This is a genomic window from Gordonia sp. BP-119, assembly GCF_016924115.1.
Lineage (GTDB): Bacteria > Actinomycetota > Actinomycetes > Mycobacteriales > Mycobacteriaceae > Gordonia > Gordonia hongkongensis.
Genome location: NZ_JAFFZF010000029.1, coordinates 58,526 through 73,942, shown reverse-complemented (window position 1 = coordinate 73,942; position 15,417 = coordinate 58,526). Strand labels below are relative to the sequence as shown.

General features: G+C 66.9%; 15 protein-coding genes. 9 read left to right on the top strand and 6 right to left on the bottom strand.

Annotated elements, in window-relative coordinates:
• On the top strand, positions 1–633 hold a 633-nt coding region (locus tag JW364_RS16660), incomplete at its 5' end, for a hypothetical protein (RefSeq protein ID WP_205334526.1).
• 82 nt (positions 634–715) lie between these two features.
• Here the strand turns inward: JW364_RS16660 and JW364_RS24240 are convergent.
• On the bottom strand, positions 716–1,759 hold the full coding sequence (locus JW364_RS24240; protein ID WP_240199202.1) for a hypothetical protein: 1,044 nt from the start codon (positions 1,757–1,759) through the stop codon (positions 716–718).
• A 276-nt stretch (positions 1,760–2,035) separates the two neighbouring features.
• On the opposite strand from JW364_RS24240, the gene JW364_RS16650 reads away from it, so the two are divergent.
• Positions 2,036–2,692 (top strand): MspA family porin, encoded by a 657-nt coding sequence (locus JW364_RS16650; RefSeq protein ID WP_205333826.1) that lies wholly within the window; start codon positions 2,036–2,038, stop codon positions 2,690–2,692.
• A gap of 169 nt (positions 2,693–2,861) precedes the next feature.
• A complete protein-coding gene (locus JW364_RS16645) occupies positions 2,862–3,074 on the top strand; it encodes a hypothetical protein (protein ID WP_205333827.1) in 213 nt (70 codons plus the stop codon).
• A 67-nt stretch (positions 3,075–3,141) separates the two neighbouring features.
• Here JW364_RS16645 and JW364_RS16640 read toward each other — a convergent pair whose 3' ends face one another.
• Positions 3,142–3,471, bottom strand: a complete 330-nt coding sequence (locus JW364_RS16640; protein ID WP_205333828.1) for a hypothetical protein — start codon at positions 3,469–3,471, stop codon at positions 3,142–3,144.
• A gap of 374 nt (positions 3,472–3,845) precedes the next feature.
• Between JW364_RS16640 and JW364_RS16635 the strand changes: the two genes are divergently transcribed.
• From JW364_RS16635 to JW364_RS16620, 4 genes are all read left to right on the top strand, one after another.
• The gene (locus JW364_RS16635) at positions 3,846–4,493 is read left to right on the top strand and encodes an MspA family porin (protein ID WP_014928980.1); all 648 of its coding nucleotides are present in this window, start codon (positions 3,846–3,848) and stop codon (positions 4,491–4,493) included.
• Positions 4,494–4,871: 378 nt separating this feature from the next.
• Complete coding sequence (locus JW364_RS16630; RefSeq protein ID WP_205333829.1) at positions 4,872–5,450, top strand: hypothetical protein; 579 nt, start codon at positions 4,872–4,874, stop codon at positions 5,448–5,450.
• Positions 5,451–5,563: 113 nt separating this feature from the next.
• Positions 5,564–6,037, top strand: coding sequence for a hypothetical protein (locus tag JW364_RS16625; RefSeq protein WP_205333830.1), 474 nt, complete (start codon positions 5,564–5,566; stop codon positions 6,035–6,037).
• 211 nt (positions 6,038–6,248) lie between these two features.
• Positions 6,249–7,037, top strand: a complete 789-nt coding sequence (locus tag JW364_RS16620; protein WP_205333831.1) for a hypothetical protein — start codon at positions 6,249–6,251, stop codon at positions 7,035–7,037.
• A 14-nt stretch (positions 7,038–7,051) separates the two neighbouring features.
• Here JW364_RS16620 and JW364_RS16615 read toward each other — a convergent pair whose 3' ends face one another.
• Genes JW364_RS16615 through JW364_RS16600 form a run of 4 tightly spaced genes read right to left on the bottom strand, consistent with a single transcriptional unit; the run spans position 7,052 to position 12,516 of the window.
• Positions 7,052–7,354 (bottom strand): hypothetical protein, encoded by a 303-nt coding sequence (locus tag JW364_RS16615; RefSeq protein ID WP_044508785.1) that lies wholly within the window; start codon positions 7,352–7,354, stop codon positions 7,052–7,054.
• A 50-nt stretch (positions 7,355–7,404) separates the two neighbouring features.
• Positions 7,405–9,237, bottom strand: a complete 1,833-nt coding sequence (locus tag JW364_RS24450) for an Hsp70 family protein (RefSeq protein ID WP_205333832.1) — start codon at positions 9,235–9,237, stop codon at positions 7,405–7,407.
• Positions 9,238–9,268: 31 nt separating this feature from the next.
• A complete protein-coding gene (locus JW364_RS16605; protein ID WP_205333833.1) occupies positions 9,269–10,693 on the bottom strand; it encodes a GTPase in 1,425 nt (474 codons plus the stop codon).
• Positions 10,690–12,516: a dynamin family protein gene (locus JW364_RS16600; RefSeq protein ID WP_205333876.1), complete on the bottom strand. Its 1,827-nt coding sequence runs from the start codon at positions 12,514–12,516 to the stop codon at positions 10,690–10,692. Before JW364_RS16600 ends, JW364_RS16605 begins: the two co-directional genes overlap by 4 nt.
• A 424-nt stretch (positions 12,517–12,940) precedes the next feature.
• Between JW364_RS16600 and JW364_RS16595 the strand changes: the two genes are divergently transcribed.
• A complete protein-coding gene (locus tag JW364_RS16595; protein WP_205333834.1) occupies positions 12,941–14,146 on the top strand; it encodes a hypothetical protein in 1,206 nt (401 codons plus the stop codon).
• Between the two features lie 18 nt (positions 14,147–14,164).
• On the top strand, positions 14,165–15,376 hold the full coding sequence (locus tag JW364_RS16590) for a hypothetical protein (RefSeq protein WP_205333835.1): 1,212 nt from the start codon (positions 14,165–14,167) through the stop codon (positions 15,374–15,376).
• The last annotated feature ends 41 nt before the right edge of the window (positions 15,377–15,417 follow it).

Below are 15,417 nucleotides of genomic sequence, written 5' to 3'. Positions count from 1 at the left end.
ACCCCCGCCGATGCGCCCGCCCCCGCGCCGGAAGCCGCCGACGGCCCGGCCGGCGAGGTGGTGCACACCACCGACGACGCCGGCAACGCCATCGACGTCCACTACGACGAAGCCGGAGAGGTCGTCCTGATCGAGGCCGACACCGATGGCGACGGCCGCATCGACACCGCAGCGGCACCGACCGCCGACGGCGGCGCCGTCATCGCCAGCGACCTCGACAGCGACGGCGTCGTCGACGAAGTCGCCCACCTCAACGCCGACGGCGACCTCACCCAGGTCGATTCCTACGAAGACGGGCAACTGGTCACCCAGACCCTCGACACCGACGCCGACGGCGCACCCGACACCGTGCTGACCGACACCGACCGCGACGGCGCACCCGACACCCTGCTCGTCGACACCAACGCCGACGGGGCCATCGACGCCGTCGCTGTCGACACCGACGGCGACGGGCAATTCGACGCCGTCGCGCTCGACACCGACTTCGACGGCCAGGCCGACGTCTACGGCCAGGACACCGACGGTGACGGCGAACTCGACCTCTACAGCGACGACACCGGCACCTACAGCGACACCCCGGACGCCCCCGAAGACACCACCCCCGGCAGCCCCGACAGCGACGCCCTCGTCTGACCCCCGCCCGAGGTCAACCACAGCGATGCCCGACCCCCAGCTGGGTCGGGCATCGCTGTGTATGGGCTTGACGGCCTCGGCGTCAGAATCCGCGGAAGATGCCGTCGGCGTCGGCGGCGCCGACGAAATCGGCGAAGTCCATGTTGGCCAGCGCGAGGTTGTTCTCGATCGACCACATCACAGCGGGCACGACCCGCACGCTCCGATTCGAGGTGTCCTCGCCGTCGAGATTGATGGCCAGGATCGGGTGGTCGGGGTCGGACAAAGTCTGGGTATCGCACAGGAACACGTAGAACGGCGGCGGTTCCCCGATGGCGTTCACGAGCTCGTCGACGGTGATGTTGTCGTAGGTGGGGTCATCGACCAGGGTGAGATCGGCAGAGAACCCATCGACAGGATCGGGAGCCAACGCCGCGTTCACCACCATCGTCCACGCCTCGGGATCGCTGAAATCACCGCGGACCAGCAGTGACAGGTTGGCCAAGTGGTCGGCGTCGAGCGGCCCAAACACCGACGGTGCATCCTCGATCGTCACGGCGGATTCGATGCGCTCTCGCACCTCGGCGTCCTCGGACGGGCCGCGAGACCCGAGCGGCGTGTAGCGGATGACTTCGAGGCCGGCCGACTCGGGGATCGGCCAGATGTCGACACGCACCTGCAGGACGGGATCTTCGGGTCTCCGGTCCCGGCAGGACATGCGGACCATGTTCCACCCGTGGGGTATCGATGCCAGCACATCGCCAACGATGCTGTCATGTTCGTCCCCCCACACCAGCGGTTGCATCGTCACAGGTAGGTAGCCGAATTCGGCGCCGCCTTGCTCGACGTTGGCCCAGCCCTCGGCGGCAGGCATGAGCGGCGGCTCTGCGTCGTGGGTTTCGAGATCGACGACCACCGGGGCCGGTCCATCCGAGATCAGGAACGTCAACTCGGGAAGCCGCGGTGGGTTGAATCCTGGCTTACCGGGTTCGTAGCTGAGCGTGTAGTCCTTGGTGTCCTGGATGCCGATGCCCAATCGGTGTGGGCCGGCATTCCAGGTTTGATACTGCTCGGGCTCGAAGGATGCGAATCCGCCTGTGATGGCGATGAATCCAGTTCCTCGGTGTTCGTACTGTACGTGCGCCACAACCACTCCTCGTTGCTGTTGACCCCCACGGCACGCTCTTCTAGCGGCTGCCCCAGCCGCCACCCTAGGGCCGAATGGGCCGTGATCGCGCCGACGACACACCCGCCCAGCTGGTTGGCGTCAACAGGAGTCGTGCAGTCGGGAACATTCTCGGTGCCGCAGGGCAACCAATCCTCAGTTGCTCACGTAGAGCACATTTCTCGCCCCGATGAACGAGGTGGGACTGCCAGCACAAGGGCGCGGCGATTCGCTGCGACAGGACCAGAGGACACTCCGATGAACAAGACCGCCATGACCATTGCCGTTGCCGCCGTGTCGATGGGCGCCGTCGCGAGCGGGTTCGCCGCCGGCACCGCCGAGGCCCAGCCGGGGCACCAGCGTAGCTGGGTCACCGACGACGGCTGGAAGGCCTCGATCGCCTCCACCCACGAGAAAGTGCAGAAAGTCGCACCGCTGTCCTCGGTGCCGACGTCACGGGAAGCGTTCATGTCGATGCGTGCGGTGTCCACGCTGACGCCGCCGGCCGGGCAGGCCGGTGCACCGATCACCGGTGAACTCGAGGCCGGGTACATGATCGGGTGCGCGGTGCAGCTGGAATCGGTGACCGGCAGTGTCGGGGCGAGCCTGGGCATCGGCGGAAGCGGCGGCGGCGGTGTCAGCGCGGCCGGCCCCAGCGGCAACCTGTCGATCAGTCCGCAGGCCCTCCTGCAGCCGAGCCTGTCGGTCACGATGTCACCTGGCAAGATCACCACCGTCACCTTCGACAAAAAGGCCGTCGGCGCCGGACGTGCGTCGACCACCACCCGCGAAGGCCACATCAGCATCGACGGGTGTGCGGGCCCGGTCGCGGTCCGCTCCTACGCCATCCTCAAGACCAGCACCCCGAAAGCCAACGACGGGAACGCCGTCTACGGCCGCGTCGTCTACCTGTAAACCACAACGACGACCCGAATCCCTCTGCCTGGCAGGAGCATTCCCGCGCCCTCGGGGCAACCCATCTGCGGATGCACCATCCCGGGTGCGCCGCGCACGGTCTGCGACCGCAGACGTGCACAACACCGAAGTCCAGCCAAAGAGCTGGCATGACGAAAGGAACACTCAGATGCGAGTACGTAAGACGCGAGTGCGTAAGACGATCGGGTCCACCGTGGCGGCCGTCGCGGCGGCCGGTGCACTATCGCTGCTGGGCGGCGGACTGGCCTCGGCCGCCCCGATCGAGCTACAGCACGGCGACGACGGGCTGACGACCTACGACTTCGGTGTCGACGGCCAGGACGTCATCGTGGGCGGCACCGGCAACTTCACCTGGCCCTGACAGTCAGCTCGGCTGCGCTGAACCGATCACTGCGGGTGGGCGTTCTGCGTCCACCCGCAGTCTTCGTTCAGTCGGTCGTCACCGCCCAGTGTCCGGCATTCGGGTGCCGGGACGGCAGCGCCGAACCGAGACGGGCTGCAGCGTCGGCGAGGATTGGCCACGGCTCGACGAGTTCGCCCTGCCAGCATTCCCACGGCACCGGACCCGGTCCGAGAACATCGCCGAGCAGCGGGTGGCGGCTACGCGCAATGCTGTCGGCGGCCTTCTCCACGGCGGCCACGAGGTCCCATCTGGTCACGTCGGCGACATAGCTGGGCAGCTCGGCCGTAGCCTCTGCGACGGCGTCGGCCGAGCTGGGCTCGGTGGCCAGGATGTCGGCGGCACGCGAAGCAATCACCTGAGGGCGCGGCTCAACGGCCGCACAGACCGGGTGGATTGCTCGGTTAGCTCAGTGAAATCTGACCGCGATCGTGCGTACCCACGCAGCAAGAGTGTCGACGTCCCTCTGCGATAGGGCGACGACTCACCTCGAAGGACGGTCGACAGGTACGACAGTGGTCAATAGGTACGACCGTGCGGCACCTTTCCCCCGTTCGGACGAATCCAGGCTTGGGATTTGTCGCCTTCAAACCTCCTGTGCCATAGTTGCGACCGCTTCATTCTTGTGAATTGTCTACGTAGCGGTGTCGGGGGACATCGCCCTATTGGGCGTGCTACCGCTGACATCGCCAGGCTCCCCGGTCAATCCGGGGATGAGGGCGAGGATTCTGCGTGTCGAATCGGGTCGGGTTCCGGATCATTGCGGCGTTGGTGGCTATAGGCTCCTTGGCAGCCGCGGCGGGTGCAGCTGACGCTACGCCGACGCCACTGTCGTCGAAGTACGATCGGCTGGTCACCGATGATGGGTGGACGGTAACGCTCAAAGCTACTGAGCTGGTTGTCAATCCCATGTCCAATATTGCCAACGTAGCAACGTCGCGCGAGGGTTGGATCTCCTCCAAAGTGGATGCCTCGATTACCGGCAAGGGACGCCAGCCGATTCAGTCGGCGGTTCTGGAGCAGTTTCTCGTTATTGGTTGCCAGATCGACGTTTCTGACGGCGCAACCCTCGGTCTTGCTACTAGCTTCGGCCCTAGCGTCGGCGTGACGATCAGCGGCATCCCGGCGGGGAACCTCGGCGCAAGCGCGTCGGTGAGCCCATCAATCTCGACTAAGATCCGACCCGGACGAATCAACGAGATCTCGCTTGGCAAGAAGACCCTACAGACCGATCGGGCCTCGATCCGCGCTAAGCGGGTGCGTGTTGGGGTCGATGGATGCCTGGGACCCACGACCGTGCGGATCATCGCACGTCTGTCAGTGTCTTCCCCGACAGCCGACGACACCATCAATATCTTCTCTAGCCGCACGTGGCTCTGAGACATGCGCGTCCAGAAGGAAGTTTCAGTCTTCTACACACGCAGTCGATCTCAGATGGCGGGCCTGGCGGTCACAGTGGTGACGCTTCTCGCGACTCTCTGCGCGCTCGCCTCCCTAGCAGTAGGCCAGGGCGTTGCCTACGCCGAGACACCAGCAGAGCGTTGCGAGCGCGAGACCAACGCGTACAACAACGCCTGGAAGCAGGGTTGGGCTGCAAGCAACCCCGGTAAGAGTCCCAACGACGCCCCCCCACCCCCGGTGCCTTACGTCTGCCGTGACCCTCAAGCTACGCCTGAGAACACTCCCACCACACCTTCAGTGGTGGCTCCCAGCCTGCCGGGCGCGACTACGCCCACCACCCCTGGCACTGGGCCGAACATGACCGCCCACGCCCCTACCGACATTCCGCCACCAGGTCGTACACCCATCGTTCCGGTTCCGGAAACGCGGACTGTTCAACCTCCGGTCTCCAACACCGCGGTGCCTACCGCACCGACAGCTTCGCTCGGTGACGCTGTGGAGAGTTTGCGCCGCAACGCTGATAACAGCGGTTTGCCTCCGTACCGCGCATGCGGATCGTCTGCCGAGCGGAAGATCATCGGCGAGTACGACGTTGCCGGGGATCGGCGGGCATTCATGGTGTGCGGCAATCGTGAGTACGGATTCGAACACATCAAGGGTCGTCATATGGATGACTGGGCGAACAAGGCAATGATCACTGGTGACAAGTGGATGGACCTCATGGACTACACCATTGAGGCCACGTTGCGACACCCAGAAGCCACCTCGCAACGAGACGGCAAGACTTGCTATGCGCGCAAAATCTGGATGTATGACAAGCGCAACGGAGAGGTGACGGGCAAGTTCTTCTGGAGCCACGTCATCGTCAAAGACTCCAATGGAGACATCATCACAGCGTATCCGACCGGCTCAGGGGACCACCGATGCACGTCATAACGCGAGCCCGAACAATGACTGCCGCTGTGATCGCTCTCGCGCTATGCTTCTGCGCTGTCGCCTGCACTAGCGACGACGATAGCCCCAGCGTTTCCTCACTCAACGGAGCTTCGGTGTCAGAGACAACTTCGCCACCCAGTGGCGCCGACCTGACCGCACTACGGCGGCCCGGCACGCTCGATGATGCGTTACCCGCCGCGTTGGACGGCTTGCATCCGGTGCTCCTGGAGGAGCCCGAACCCGCCCGATTCTTCACGACGATGTACACCCCCTCAACCACTTCCAACGATGTAAGAGCCAGCATCCTCGTCAGCACCCGGGAAAGCCCAGTCACCGCCGACACGGCGCGTACTGATGCGGAGCTATACCCAAGTCCTGCGTATACCTACACACCAGTTCCCAGCGATCGTCGTGCCTCATTTGGCCATCACTCCTTCGTCGCAGCCTCGCATGACGACCTGGATGAGTGGGCACTAACCGCCGACACGTTGTTCATCAAGGTCAAGTATCAGCCCGGATCTGTGTCCGAGACCGAACTGTGGACGCTGGCCGAGAGCATCCTGCGCGCTACGGACAGCACCAGGTAGACACCCACCCATCGACTGTTCGCCAGGGCGCCGGTTCAACGATCGGTGAGTCATTGCTCTAGAGCGGACCGACCGAAGTCGGCACGCTGAGGAGGAAATAGCAGAGATGATTGGCGCGCCCTTCCCTAACCTCACAGAACCCGACTTAGAGAGCGACCCCGACGGCGGGTTCCCCGTCTACGACATTGTGTTTGAAGACAGGGTCGGCCGGTTGTGGGAAGACCCGAGCCACACGTCCGAAGACTCGCGGGTTGATCCGGCCAGCTGGGCGGCCCAGCATTCGGTCCCCGCGGGCCGGATCGGACCGGTCGGTCCGGGGATCGCGCCGGAGCAGTGGCCGCGCGATCCGACGACGGGGATGCCGATGATGCACGTCATCACCCTGTGGCTCCCCGAGCATTTCCGTCGGCGCGGCCCGGACCTCCCAGGGTTCGCGCTTTTTCAGGGAGCAGGCGAGGCTTTCATGCCGCTACCCGACAACCCGGATCCGGCCGATCCGTTCGTCATCGACCTGCACCACCATCGCCCCCACCCCCAACAGATTCTCCTCACCGACATCCTTGATCTCTACTTTGCAGCCATTTGGCTCACCGCCGATGAACTCACCCGGATCGGCTCACCCCCGGCAGACCGCCGACGTCCCGGAGAACACAACCACGACGGACTACCCCGCCATGCGTGGAACCACGACGACCCCCCGCTGCTCGTGCGCCTCACGCCGCGCCGCCACGACCCCAACGCCGGCATCGCCCCCGTCGAACGTGACGCCACCACAGACACTCCGTACCTCAGCACGTGGGGCGACGGCGACCACCACGATTGGGCCAACAAACTCCAATGGTGGAATCACCTCGGCGGCACAATCTTTCCCTCCCAGTGGATTCCCGACGGACTCACCCCGTACTACCTCGACCTGATCGAACTTCCCGGGATGAACATCGGCACCGGCACCCTTCAGTACGACCTCGAATCGAACGTATTCGACTGGGCCTGTGGGTAACTGATGTTCCAGATTCACAGAATGCCGTCGAAGACCAGGCCTACCCAGATGCAATCGGCCGCCAGGCCGAAGGTCAGCCCCGCCCAGAGCGCGATCTTCTCTGCTGGTTTAGCACCAGCGATAGCGGCCACGAGGATGCCGAAAGCGACGAGCCCCAGCGGGAATACGACCACGATGAGGTAGTCGGGAAGCAGGAGCGCGCAGGCGGCGAGAACCAGTCCGGCGGTCGTGTAGACGGCGTAGCGCGGCCCGTCATCGAGCTGGGCGATCCGAGTGGCGACCGCACGGGCGATCGCGCGCTCGAGCGACTTCGTCATGCCAGTCCTTCACGGTGGGGTTGCCCGATCACGTCGATACCTCTACGCACTCAGTTGATGAGGCCGGAGCGGGTGAGGAAGGTGCGGGCATTCTCTACCGACGACAGTTCGGTGACCCTGAGGACCAGCCCGGTACCGGTGTTGGCGTACCAGATGGTGTATTCGTTGTCGCTGAGACTCGGGGTGATCTCGGCGGCGGCCTGGCGGTTGGTGTCTTCGACGACGGTGCCCTTGCCGGCACTGTAGACCCCGTTACGCAGGTTGCGGATCTCGCGGGCGGCTTCGTTGTCGTCGACGTTGATGTCGATCCGCAGTGAGTCCGATAGGCCGCCCTCGATTTTGAGGCCACTCAGGGTGCCGGCCTCGTTGAGGGTGCAGTCCAGTGTGAGGGCGCCGTTGTCGGTGAAGCTGCCGTTGGTGCAGTCGGTGATCTGGGATTGCAGGGCGCCGGGGAGTTGCTGGCGGATTTGGTCGGGGTCGGTGAGGATCGGCCCGCCGTCTTCGCCGGTGGGGCCGGCGGGGGTGGTGTCGGTGTCCAGGGTTTGGGTGGCCTGGGGTGCATCGGTGGGGTCGTCGTCGCTGCCGCTGGCGGTGGTGACGATGGTGGTCACGATCGCGGCGGCGGCGGTGACGGCGGCCGCGGCGGCGCCGATGCGCAGCCAGTGTCGCCGCGTCGAGGCGGGCTGGGCTGGTGAGCCCAAGGTGCGGGGTTGGGTGTGCCAGGTCGGCATGAGGTCGGCTGCTTCGGGGATGCCGCGGGGCTCGGTGGGCGCCGAGTCCGCCAACACGGTGAGCAACGCTCCCTGGGCGACAACGGTTTTGGGGTCGTCGAGGGTGGCGACGGGGCCGAGTTCGCCGAGGCGTTGCTGGATGAGGGGGATGCGGGAGGACCCGCCGGTGAGGTAGAGGGCGGTGAGTTGGTCGGGGTGGGTGAGGCCGGCGTCGGCGAGGGTGGTTCGGGTGAGGTGGACGGCGGCGTCGACGGCGGGGGTGATGAGTTCGTCGAACTCGTCGCGGGTGATCTGCAGGGTGGTGCGCTCACTGGGGCCGGGCACGGTGATGGTGGCCGACGGCGTTTCGGACAGCAGCTCTTTGGCCTGCTGGATGGAGTCCTGCAGGGACTGGATGGCGTCGATGGGGGCGGTGCGGCGCAGCCAGGCGGCGTGGTCGGGGTCGCGGTCGGCGAGGCGGTCCTCGACCCAGCGTTGCAGCAGGGCGTCGAAGTTCTTGCCGCCCAGTCCGTTGTCGCCGCGGGCGGCGATGACCTGGAAGGTGTTGGTGGGGGTGACCTCGAGGACGGCGATGTCGAGGGTGCCGCCGCCGAAGTCGAACACCGCGATCCTGGTGCCGTGTTGCAGGGCGTGGGAGCGGGAGTAGTGCCCGGCCGCGGCGCGGGGTTCGGAGATCGTGGTGATCCGCTCGGCCGGGATGCCGGCGGCCCTTGCGGCGTCGGTGAGGACCTGGATCTGTTGCGGTGCCCACGCTTCGGGGTGGGTGAGCACGACCCGGTCGGGCATGGTGCCGGCGTGTGCGGCGACCCCGCGGCCGATGATGGTGCGCATCACGGCGGCGACGAGGCCGTAGATCGGCAGGGTGTGCCCGTTGGCTGCGACGGCCGGTTGCCCCCCGATGAGGCGCTTGGGTGAGGCGATGAACCCGGCTGGGTTCTGTGCGGCGGAGTTGAGGGCGGCACCCCCGACGAGGACGGTACCTGCGGTGTCAACGAACACCGCCGAGGGCATCAGGTTGCTGGTGTGGGTCAGCGAGAGCGCTTCGATGCTGCGGCTGGTGGCGCCCGAATGCGCGGCCACCGAGTTTGAGGTGCCGAAGTCGATGGCCAGAGACCAGGCGTGGGTAGCAGATGTCTGGGTGGCAGATGTCATGGTGTCGGATCGTCCTGTGCGGGAGGGGGTGTCAGTGGCCGGCGGCCAGAGCGGTGTAGGTGCGGATGAGGGTGACCAGGGCGGCGTCCTCGGCCGCCGACCGGGTGGCCAGGGTGCGTTGCTGGGCGTCGGCCAGGCGGCGGTGGGCTTCGGCGGTGACGGCGGCCGGTGGTGGGTGGCCGTCGAGGCCGACGCGGCCGGCGGGGGTGGTGGCGGTGAGGATGGTGCGCAGTTCGTCGGTGACCGCGGCGTCGGGGTCGACGTCGAGCATGCGTTGGTAGTCCTCGAGCACGGTCACCGCGGCCAGGGCCGGGTCGGCGCGCAATCCGGCGGTCAGGGTGCGGATGTGGTCGCGGGCGGGATGGGTGAAGGCCAGTTGATCGAGGCGGGCCAGGATGCGGTGGGCGCGGTGCAGCACGGCGAACCGGCCGGTGGCCGCGGTCAGGGCGTGGCGCAGGGCGGCGATCCCGGATCGTTCGGCCAGCCAGGCGTTGAGCGCTGCGGCTCCGTCGACGGCGACCCGGCGGCCGTTGAGTACGCCGTACTCGCCGAGCAAGGCGAGGAGTTCACGCCGTTCGGCCGGCGGTACTCCCCCGCTGGTGGGGTCCTCGGAGTCGAAGATCCGCAGCACGTCCAGCGGCGGGACGTCGCGGAGCTGGGCGAGTAGCGCGGCGTGGCGTTCGGTCAGCATGCCGGTGTGGCTGGTTTGCGCCATCAAACCGGACACCGGGACGATCGCGTGGACGATCCCGGCCAGCGGGCCGGCCATGGCGGTGGCGTGGGCGGCGGCGTGGGTGAGCGGGTCGCGGCGGCCGAAGGCGCCTTCGCCGAACGAGTCGGCACGCGAGAGCACCCCGAGCATGGTCAACGGGGTGAACGGCAACCGGCGCAGGAACTCGATCTCATCGACGCGGGGTGCGGCGTCGAAGAGGAACACCGCGGCATCGGCATCGATGGAGGCGGTGCGGGTCTGTTCGAAGCCGTCGATCATCACCCGGCGGGTGGCGGCGTCGTTAGCGGCGGTCAGCGTCGACAGGCCGGGGGTGTCGATGAGGGTGAGTTCGCGCAGCGCCGCCGAGGGCAACCACCGGTCGACGTAGGCGACCTCGGCTGACGGGATCGGTAACTCGATCCCGGCGCCCGGGCGCAGCGCGGCGCGGTGGCGGGTGCCGTCGAGGGCGAGGACCTCGGCCCGGGACGGGGACCCGTCGCGGTAGACGGTGACGACGTTGGTGGCCTCCAGGGCGGCGGTCTCGGCGACCGGGGCGCCGATCAGGGCGTTGACCAGCGTGGATTTGCCTGCTTTGAGTCGGCCGACGACCACCACGCGCGGCGGTGACCACAAGATGGTGCCGATCGCGTTGGCGTGGTCGACGCAGTCCCCGCCGAGCGCGGCCAGCTGATGCAGGCCGCGGTCGAGGGTGGTGTGCACCGAATCCGGTGTCCCGCTACTCATGTCGGGTCTCCGTCGAGCAGTGCTTGGGCGGCGGTGATGCGCTTGTCGACGATGGCCAAGTTCGCGGTGAGACGTTGGATGGACTTCTCGCGGGTCGCGGCGTCGGCGGCCGCGGCCTCCTGAACGTGGGTGATGGTGGTTTGAAGCTGGTCGATGCTGGTGCGCAGGTGATCTCGGTAACGGATGACGATGTCGGGGCGGGCTTGGGCGACGGCGCTGTCGAGGAGTCGGCCGGTGGCGGTCTTGGTGGCGGCCAGCGTTTCACGCAGCCAGGCCAGCAGGTTGGTTTTGCCGGCCCGGATCGCCCGGAAGCTCAAGTTCACTCCGACCCACACCGCACCGATGACAGCACCGACACCCATCAGCGCCGAAAGGCCGACAAGCCCACCGAGGGTGGAGGACCCGACCACACCCATGGTCAGCAACGTCGGGTCGAGCAGCCCTTGGCGTTTGCTGATGACCTGGTGGGTTTCGATCTTCTTGTCCTGCATCGAGGCGACAATGCGGTCGCTGATCTGTTCCCACACCGCAGGGTCGTCGGCGAAACGTGGGGTGATGATCGTGTCGTGCAACTCGTGTAGGAACCCGGCGAGGGTTTCGGCCATCGCCATCTGCAGATCGACCTGCATGTCGGCGGTGAACTTCTGTTCGCTGCGCCGCAACACCTGCATGCCATTGCTGTTGATGTAGGTGGTCCACTTCTCGCGCACCCCATCGAGGCGGCGTTCGAGATCATCGACCGCCGATTGCCGCAGCAGGGTCAGGTCCCGCGCGAGGTATTGCTCCCATTGACGTGACTGGGCCTGCAGGTCGGTGAGCCGGTCGCGTTCGGCGGTCAGGTCCGGCAACGCTTTCGCCCCGGTAGTCAGCGCGGCGAGCTCGTCGGCGATGGTCGTGCGCACCGTGCGCAGCCCGTCCAGACACGTTCGGACCGCATCCAGGTGCGGGGCCGCCGCGGCGGCATCGAGTCGGTCGGTGATCGCCGCGCGCAGGGCGGCGATACCGGAGTCGACCTCGAGGCGGTGACGCGCCCGCGGGTCGGGGGTCTCGGCGGCCAGGACGGCGAGCAGGCTCGACACCCCGATCACCGGTACCGTGCGCCCCAGGTGCTCGGCGATCAACCGCTGGTTCTCGGCGACGATCGCCCGCCACCGGCCCAGGTGTTTGTCGGTCTTGGTCACGGCCACGACGACGGCATCGACACCGGCGCTGGCCTCGCGGACGAAATCCATCTCCGGGGCCGTGATCGGGGCCGAAGCATCACAGACCAGCACCAGCACGCACGCCTGCTGGGTGGACTGCGCGGCCAGCTTCGCCAAACCGGGGTCCAGGCCGCCGACACCGGGGGTGTCGATGAGGGTCATCTCGGCCACCGCAGCCTCACGCAGCGCGATCGCCGCCGCGGTGGGCAGCTCCTCAACGCTGCGATCACACACCATCCGCCCGCCGGTGGTCACCCAGTCGGCCAGCTCGCCGATCTCCGCCGGCCGCGGGCCGGAAGGAAAGAACAACTCCGCGGCATGGGCGACGGGCAGCTCACCGGTGGTGGTGACCGACACCGCAACCGAGGAGGTGACATCAACCCCGACCGGGCACAGATCGCGGAAGCCGACCAGAGCGTTGACCAGCGAACTTTTGCCGCGCTGCACCTCGCCGGCCACCACCACGGTGCGCTGCGGCGCGCGGTGCAGTTTCGTCTCGGCGAGGTCGGCGACGGCGTCGTGTTTGTAGGCGCGCAGCACTTTTCCCGCCTCAGCCACGACCGCCGCCGCGGCCGCATCAACCCCCGTCTGGGGTGCTGCGGGCGCGTTCACGCCGACCATCGTCTCGTAGCGGTGCCGCCGTTCCCCCGACCGGTCATGGAAAGCATGCTGGTCGAAGCGGCAGGACAACGCAAAACGGTGGGTGTCAGGCGCCGGCGGTGCAGGCCCAGATGATCGTGCGGGACCCCGGCCCGGACTCATTAGCCGCGGCTACCGCCGCGGACCGTTCGCCCGCGATGGCAGACCCGACTGTGTGGGCGCGAGGGTGGGCGCACTATTCTGCAGCCGAACAAGAGGATCGTGCAGATCCGGGTTTCGGGGGAACCGTTCGGGGTTCGCGCAGCAACACACTGGAACAACACCAGTGTGCAGCGCTGGCCCGGGTGAGATCGTTGGTCCTCCGCGGCAGGGCTGCAGGAGAGAAAGCGAGACCCTGATGAAGCGTTGGTACCCACTCGCGGCCGCAGCCGCGGTCACCGCGGGCATGCTGGCCGCATGCTCCACCGGCGGCGAACCCGCCCCCGAATCCTCGACCACCGGTAGCGCCGAGCCGACGGTCGATCTGACCGCGCTCGATCCGGGCGCCTACCCCACCGAACCGCGCCCTCCATTCGGTGTTGCCGACGACTCGCAACTGGTGCAGGTCGAAAGCCAGCGGATGGCGCAGTTCATCGTGGTGCCCTTCGAGGTCGACCCGGACCTGACCGCCCCGGACAAATCCAACGCACCGATCACCAGCCGCCGCAACCTGGTGCCACACATCAACGCCGACGCGGCGACGATCCCGGCCAACGACGCACTGCTTGGCGGTTTCTCGTCACTGTTCACCACCGCGCCGACCGAACGGGACAACCCGCGTGGCCTGCACAACATGGTGCTGCGCTACGAAACCGCCGCTGATGCCCGCGCCGCCGCACAGCAACTCGCCCAGGTCAGCGCCCGCCAGCAGAACAGCCCGGTCACCAGCCTGCCGGGGGTGGAGGGCGCCTGGGCCCTCGAGACCACCCGCAACGACAAGAGCTACTTCACGACCTACACCCCGCACGGGGTGTACGTAATCTACGAGTTCGCCTCCTCCCTGGCGGCCCACTCCGACCAGCTCGAGCCGATGGCCCGCAAAGCAATCACGTTGCAGTCGGCGTTGATCGACCAATTCCCACGCACCCCCACGGCTGCGGAGAACGCCGCCCGCGGCAACGGCGAAGGTTTTCAGCCGCCGAAGATGGATGAGAACAGCATCCTCATCTACGCCCTGCCCTACACCGACACCGAGATGGAAAACGGCATCACCGGCCGGCCGCAGCAGAGCATGCGCGCGGTATACGGGCCGCGCGGCTTGTCGCATTTCTCCAGCGACCCGGCCGGCATCTTCAACGACCTTCGTGCGGCCGGATCTACCGCGAACGCGATCGAGCGTTCCATCGTCTACCGCGCCGACACCGAGGAGCAGGCCGCCACGCTGGCCGCTACGAGCGAAGCCGACGATCAGAAGATCGACGCACCGCCCGGGCTGCCGGCCGCCAACTGCTCTGCCCAATCCAGCGCCGACGGCAAGTACACGATCTATCACTGCAAGGTGCAGGTCGGCCGCTACGTCGGAGAAGTGCAGTCGCCCAACAAGACTGACGTCTACCAGCAAGCCGCGGCTCAATATCTGATCCTCACCAAGGCCGACCAGAACGCCAAGTAGACGGGACGAGAGGCGACGATGACGCGCAGCTACCTCGGTCGCTCCATCGCCGCGGCCGCGGCGGTGACCGCAGTGCTGGCCGGCTGCACTGTCGACGGGCAGCCCAGCTCAGCCACACTCACCGACCCGGCCGTGCAGGTTGATGCCCTCGACACCGGCGACTACCCCACCCAGGCGCGAGCGGCGTTCGGACGCGCGGTCACCGACCCCGAGCGGGTCGAAGCGTCTCGGATGGCGCAGTTCGTGCTGGCGCCGTTCGAGGTCAATCCCGATCTCACCAACGGGCGATGGCCTGTCGGCGAGTTCGACGACGCTGCCGGGATCGGTCGCGCGGTCGTCCCGGGCGCGGCCGACGTTCCGGCCAACGCGGAGTTCGTCAACGGGTTCGTCACCACCGCCGACAACGGGGATGCCAACGTCGGGGTTGCTCGTCACCTGCTGCGGCATGCGGTCCTGAAGTATCGCAGCCCTGCCGACGCCTCGGCCGCCGCTGAGCAGATGAGTGCCGCGGTCGCCGAAATCGACAACAAGCCCATCGTGCCGCTCGACGGGGCGCCGGGCACCCGAACTGTCATTCAAGATTTCGGTGCGTCCACAGCGATCCTGGCTGTCACCGCTCACGACTTGTATGTGTTCTTCGATCGGTACTACGGCCCCACGACGCAGTTCCGCAGCGGAGAGTCGTTGGTGCGTATGGCCAACGCGATCACTCAGCAGAAGATTTTCATCGACGAGTTCACGCCCACCCCCGACGGTGAAACTCCGCTGATCGACCCCGACGCCATTCTCATCTACGCGCTGCCGTTTACCGCGGCCTACCTGCGGGCGAACCCCGACTCCCCTGACCGCGGAGCGGTGTACGGGCCCCGCGGCATCGCCCACACCAGCACCGACCCCGTCACCGACTTCGAGGTGCTGACCAAGATTGGCTCGGATGCCAACGCAGTGGAGAACTCGGCGGTCTTCCGCGCGGACACCGCCGAGGGCGCGCGCACCTATCTCGACAGCTTCCTCGGGTCCAACCGCACCCGCGGCTGGGCCGGCGCCGACAATCCACCAGGCTTGCCCATCGCCACCTGCCAGAAGCACCCGACCAGCCAGGCACACAGCTGCGCATTGACGGTCGGGCGATACGGCGCCCAGGTCATCGGCAACACCAAAACCGATGCTCACCAACAGGCCTCGGCCCAATACCTGATCCTGACGACCGCCGACCAACGAGCACACTGACCGACGACATCGCGCACGTCGTCGTCTCCCTGCAGACAGTG

Coding starts and splice junctions, on each gene's coding strand:
- JW364_RS16650 (WP_205333826.1), top strand. CDS start 2,036: ATGAACAAGACCGCCATGACCATTGCCGTTGCCGCCGTGTCGATGGGC.
- JW364_RS24450 (WP_205333832.1), bottom strand. CDS start 9,237: ATGACATCTGCCACCCAGACATCTGCTACCCACGCCTGGTCTCTGGCC.
- JW364_RS16595 (WP_205333834.1), top strand. CDS start 12,941: ATGCTGGCCGCATGCTCCACCGGCGGCGAACCCGCCCCCGAATCCTCG.
- JW364_RS16590 (WP_205333835.1), top strand. CDS start 14,165: ATGACGCGCAGCTACCTCGGTCGCTCCATCGCCGCGGCCGCGGCGGTG.
- JW364_RS16630 (WP_205333829.1), top strand. CDS start 4,872: ATGACCGCCCACGCCCCTACCGACATTCCGCCACCAGGTCGTACACCC.
- JW364_RS16600 (WP_205333876.1), bottom strand. CDS start 12,516: ATGGTCGGCGTGAACGCGCCCGCAGCACCCCAGACGGGGGTTGATGCG.
- JW364_RS16645 (WP_205333827.1), top strand. CDS start 2,862: ATGCGAGTACGTAAGACGCGAGTGCGTAAGACGATCGGGTCCACCGTG.
- JW364_RS16615 (WP_044508785.1), bottom strand. CDS start 7,354: ATGACGAAGTCGCTCGAGCGCGCGATCGCCCGTGCGGTCGCCACTCGG.
- JW364_RS16605 (WP_205333833.1), bottom strand. CDS start 10,693: ATGAGTAGCGGGACACCGGATTCGGTGCACACCACCCTCGACCGCGGC.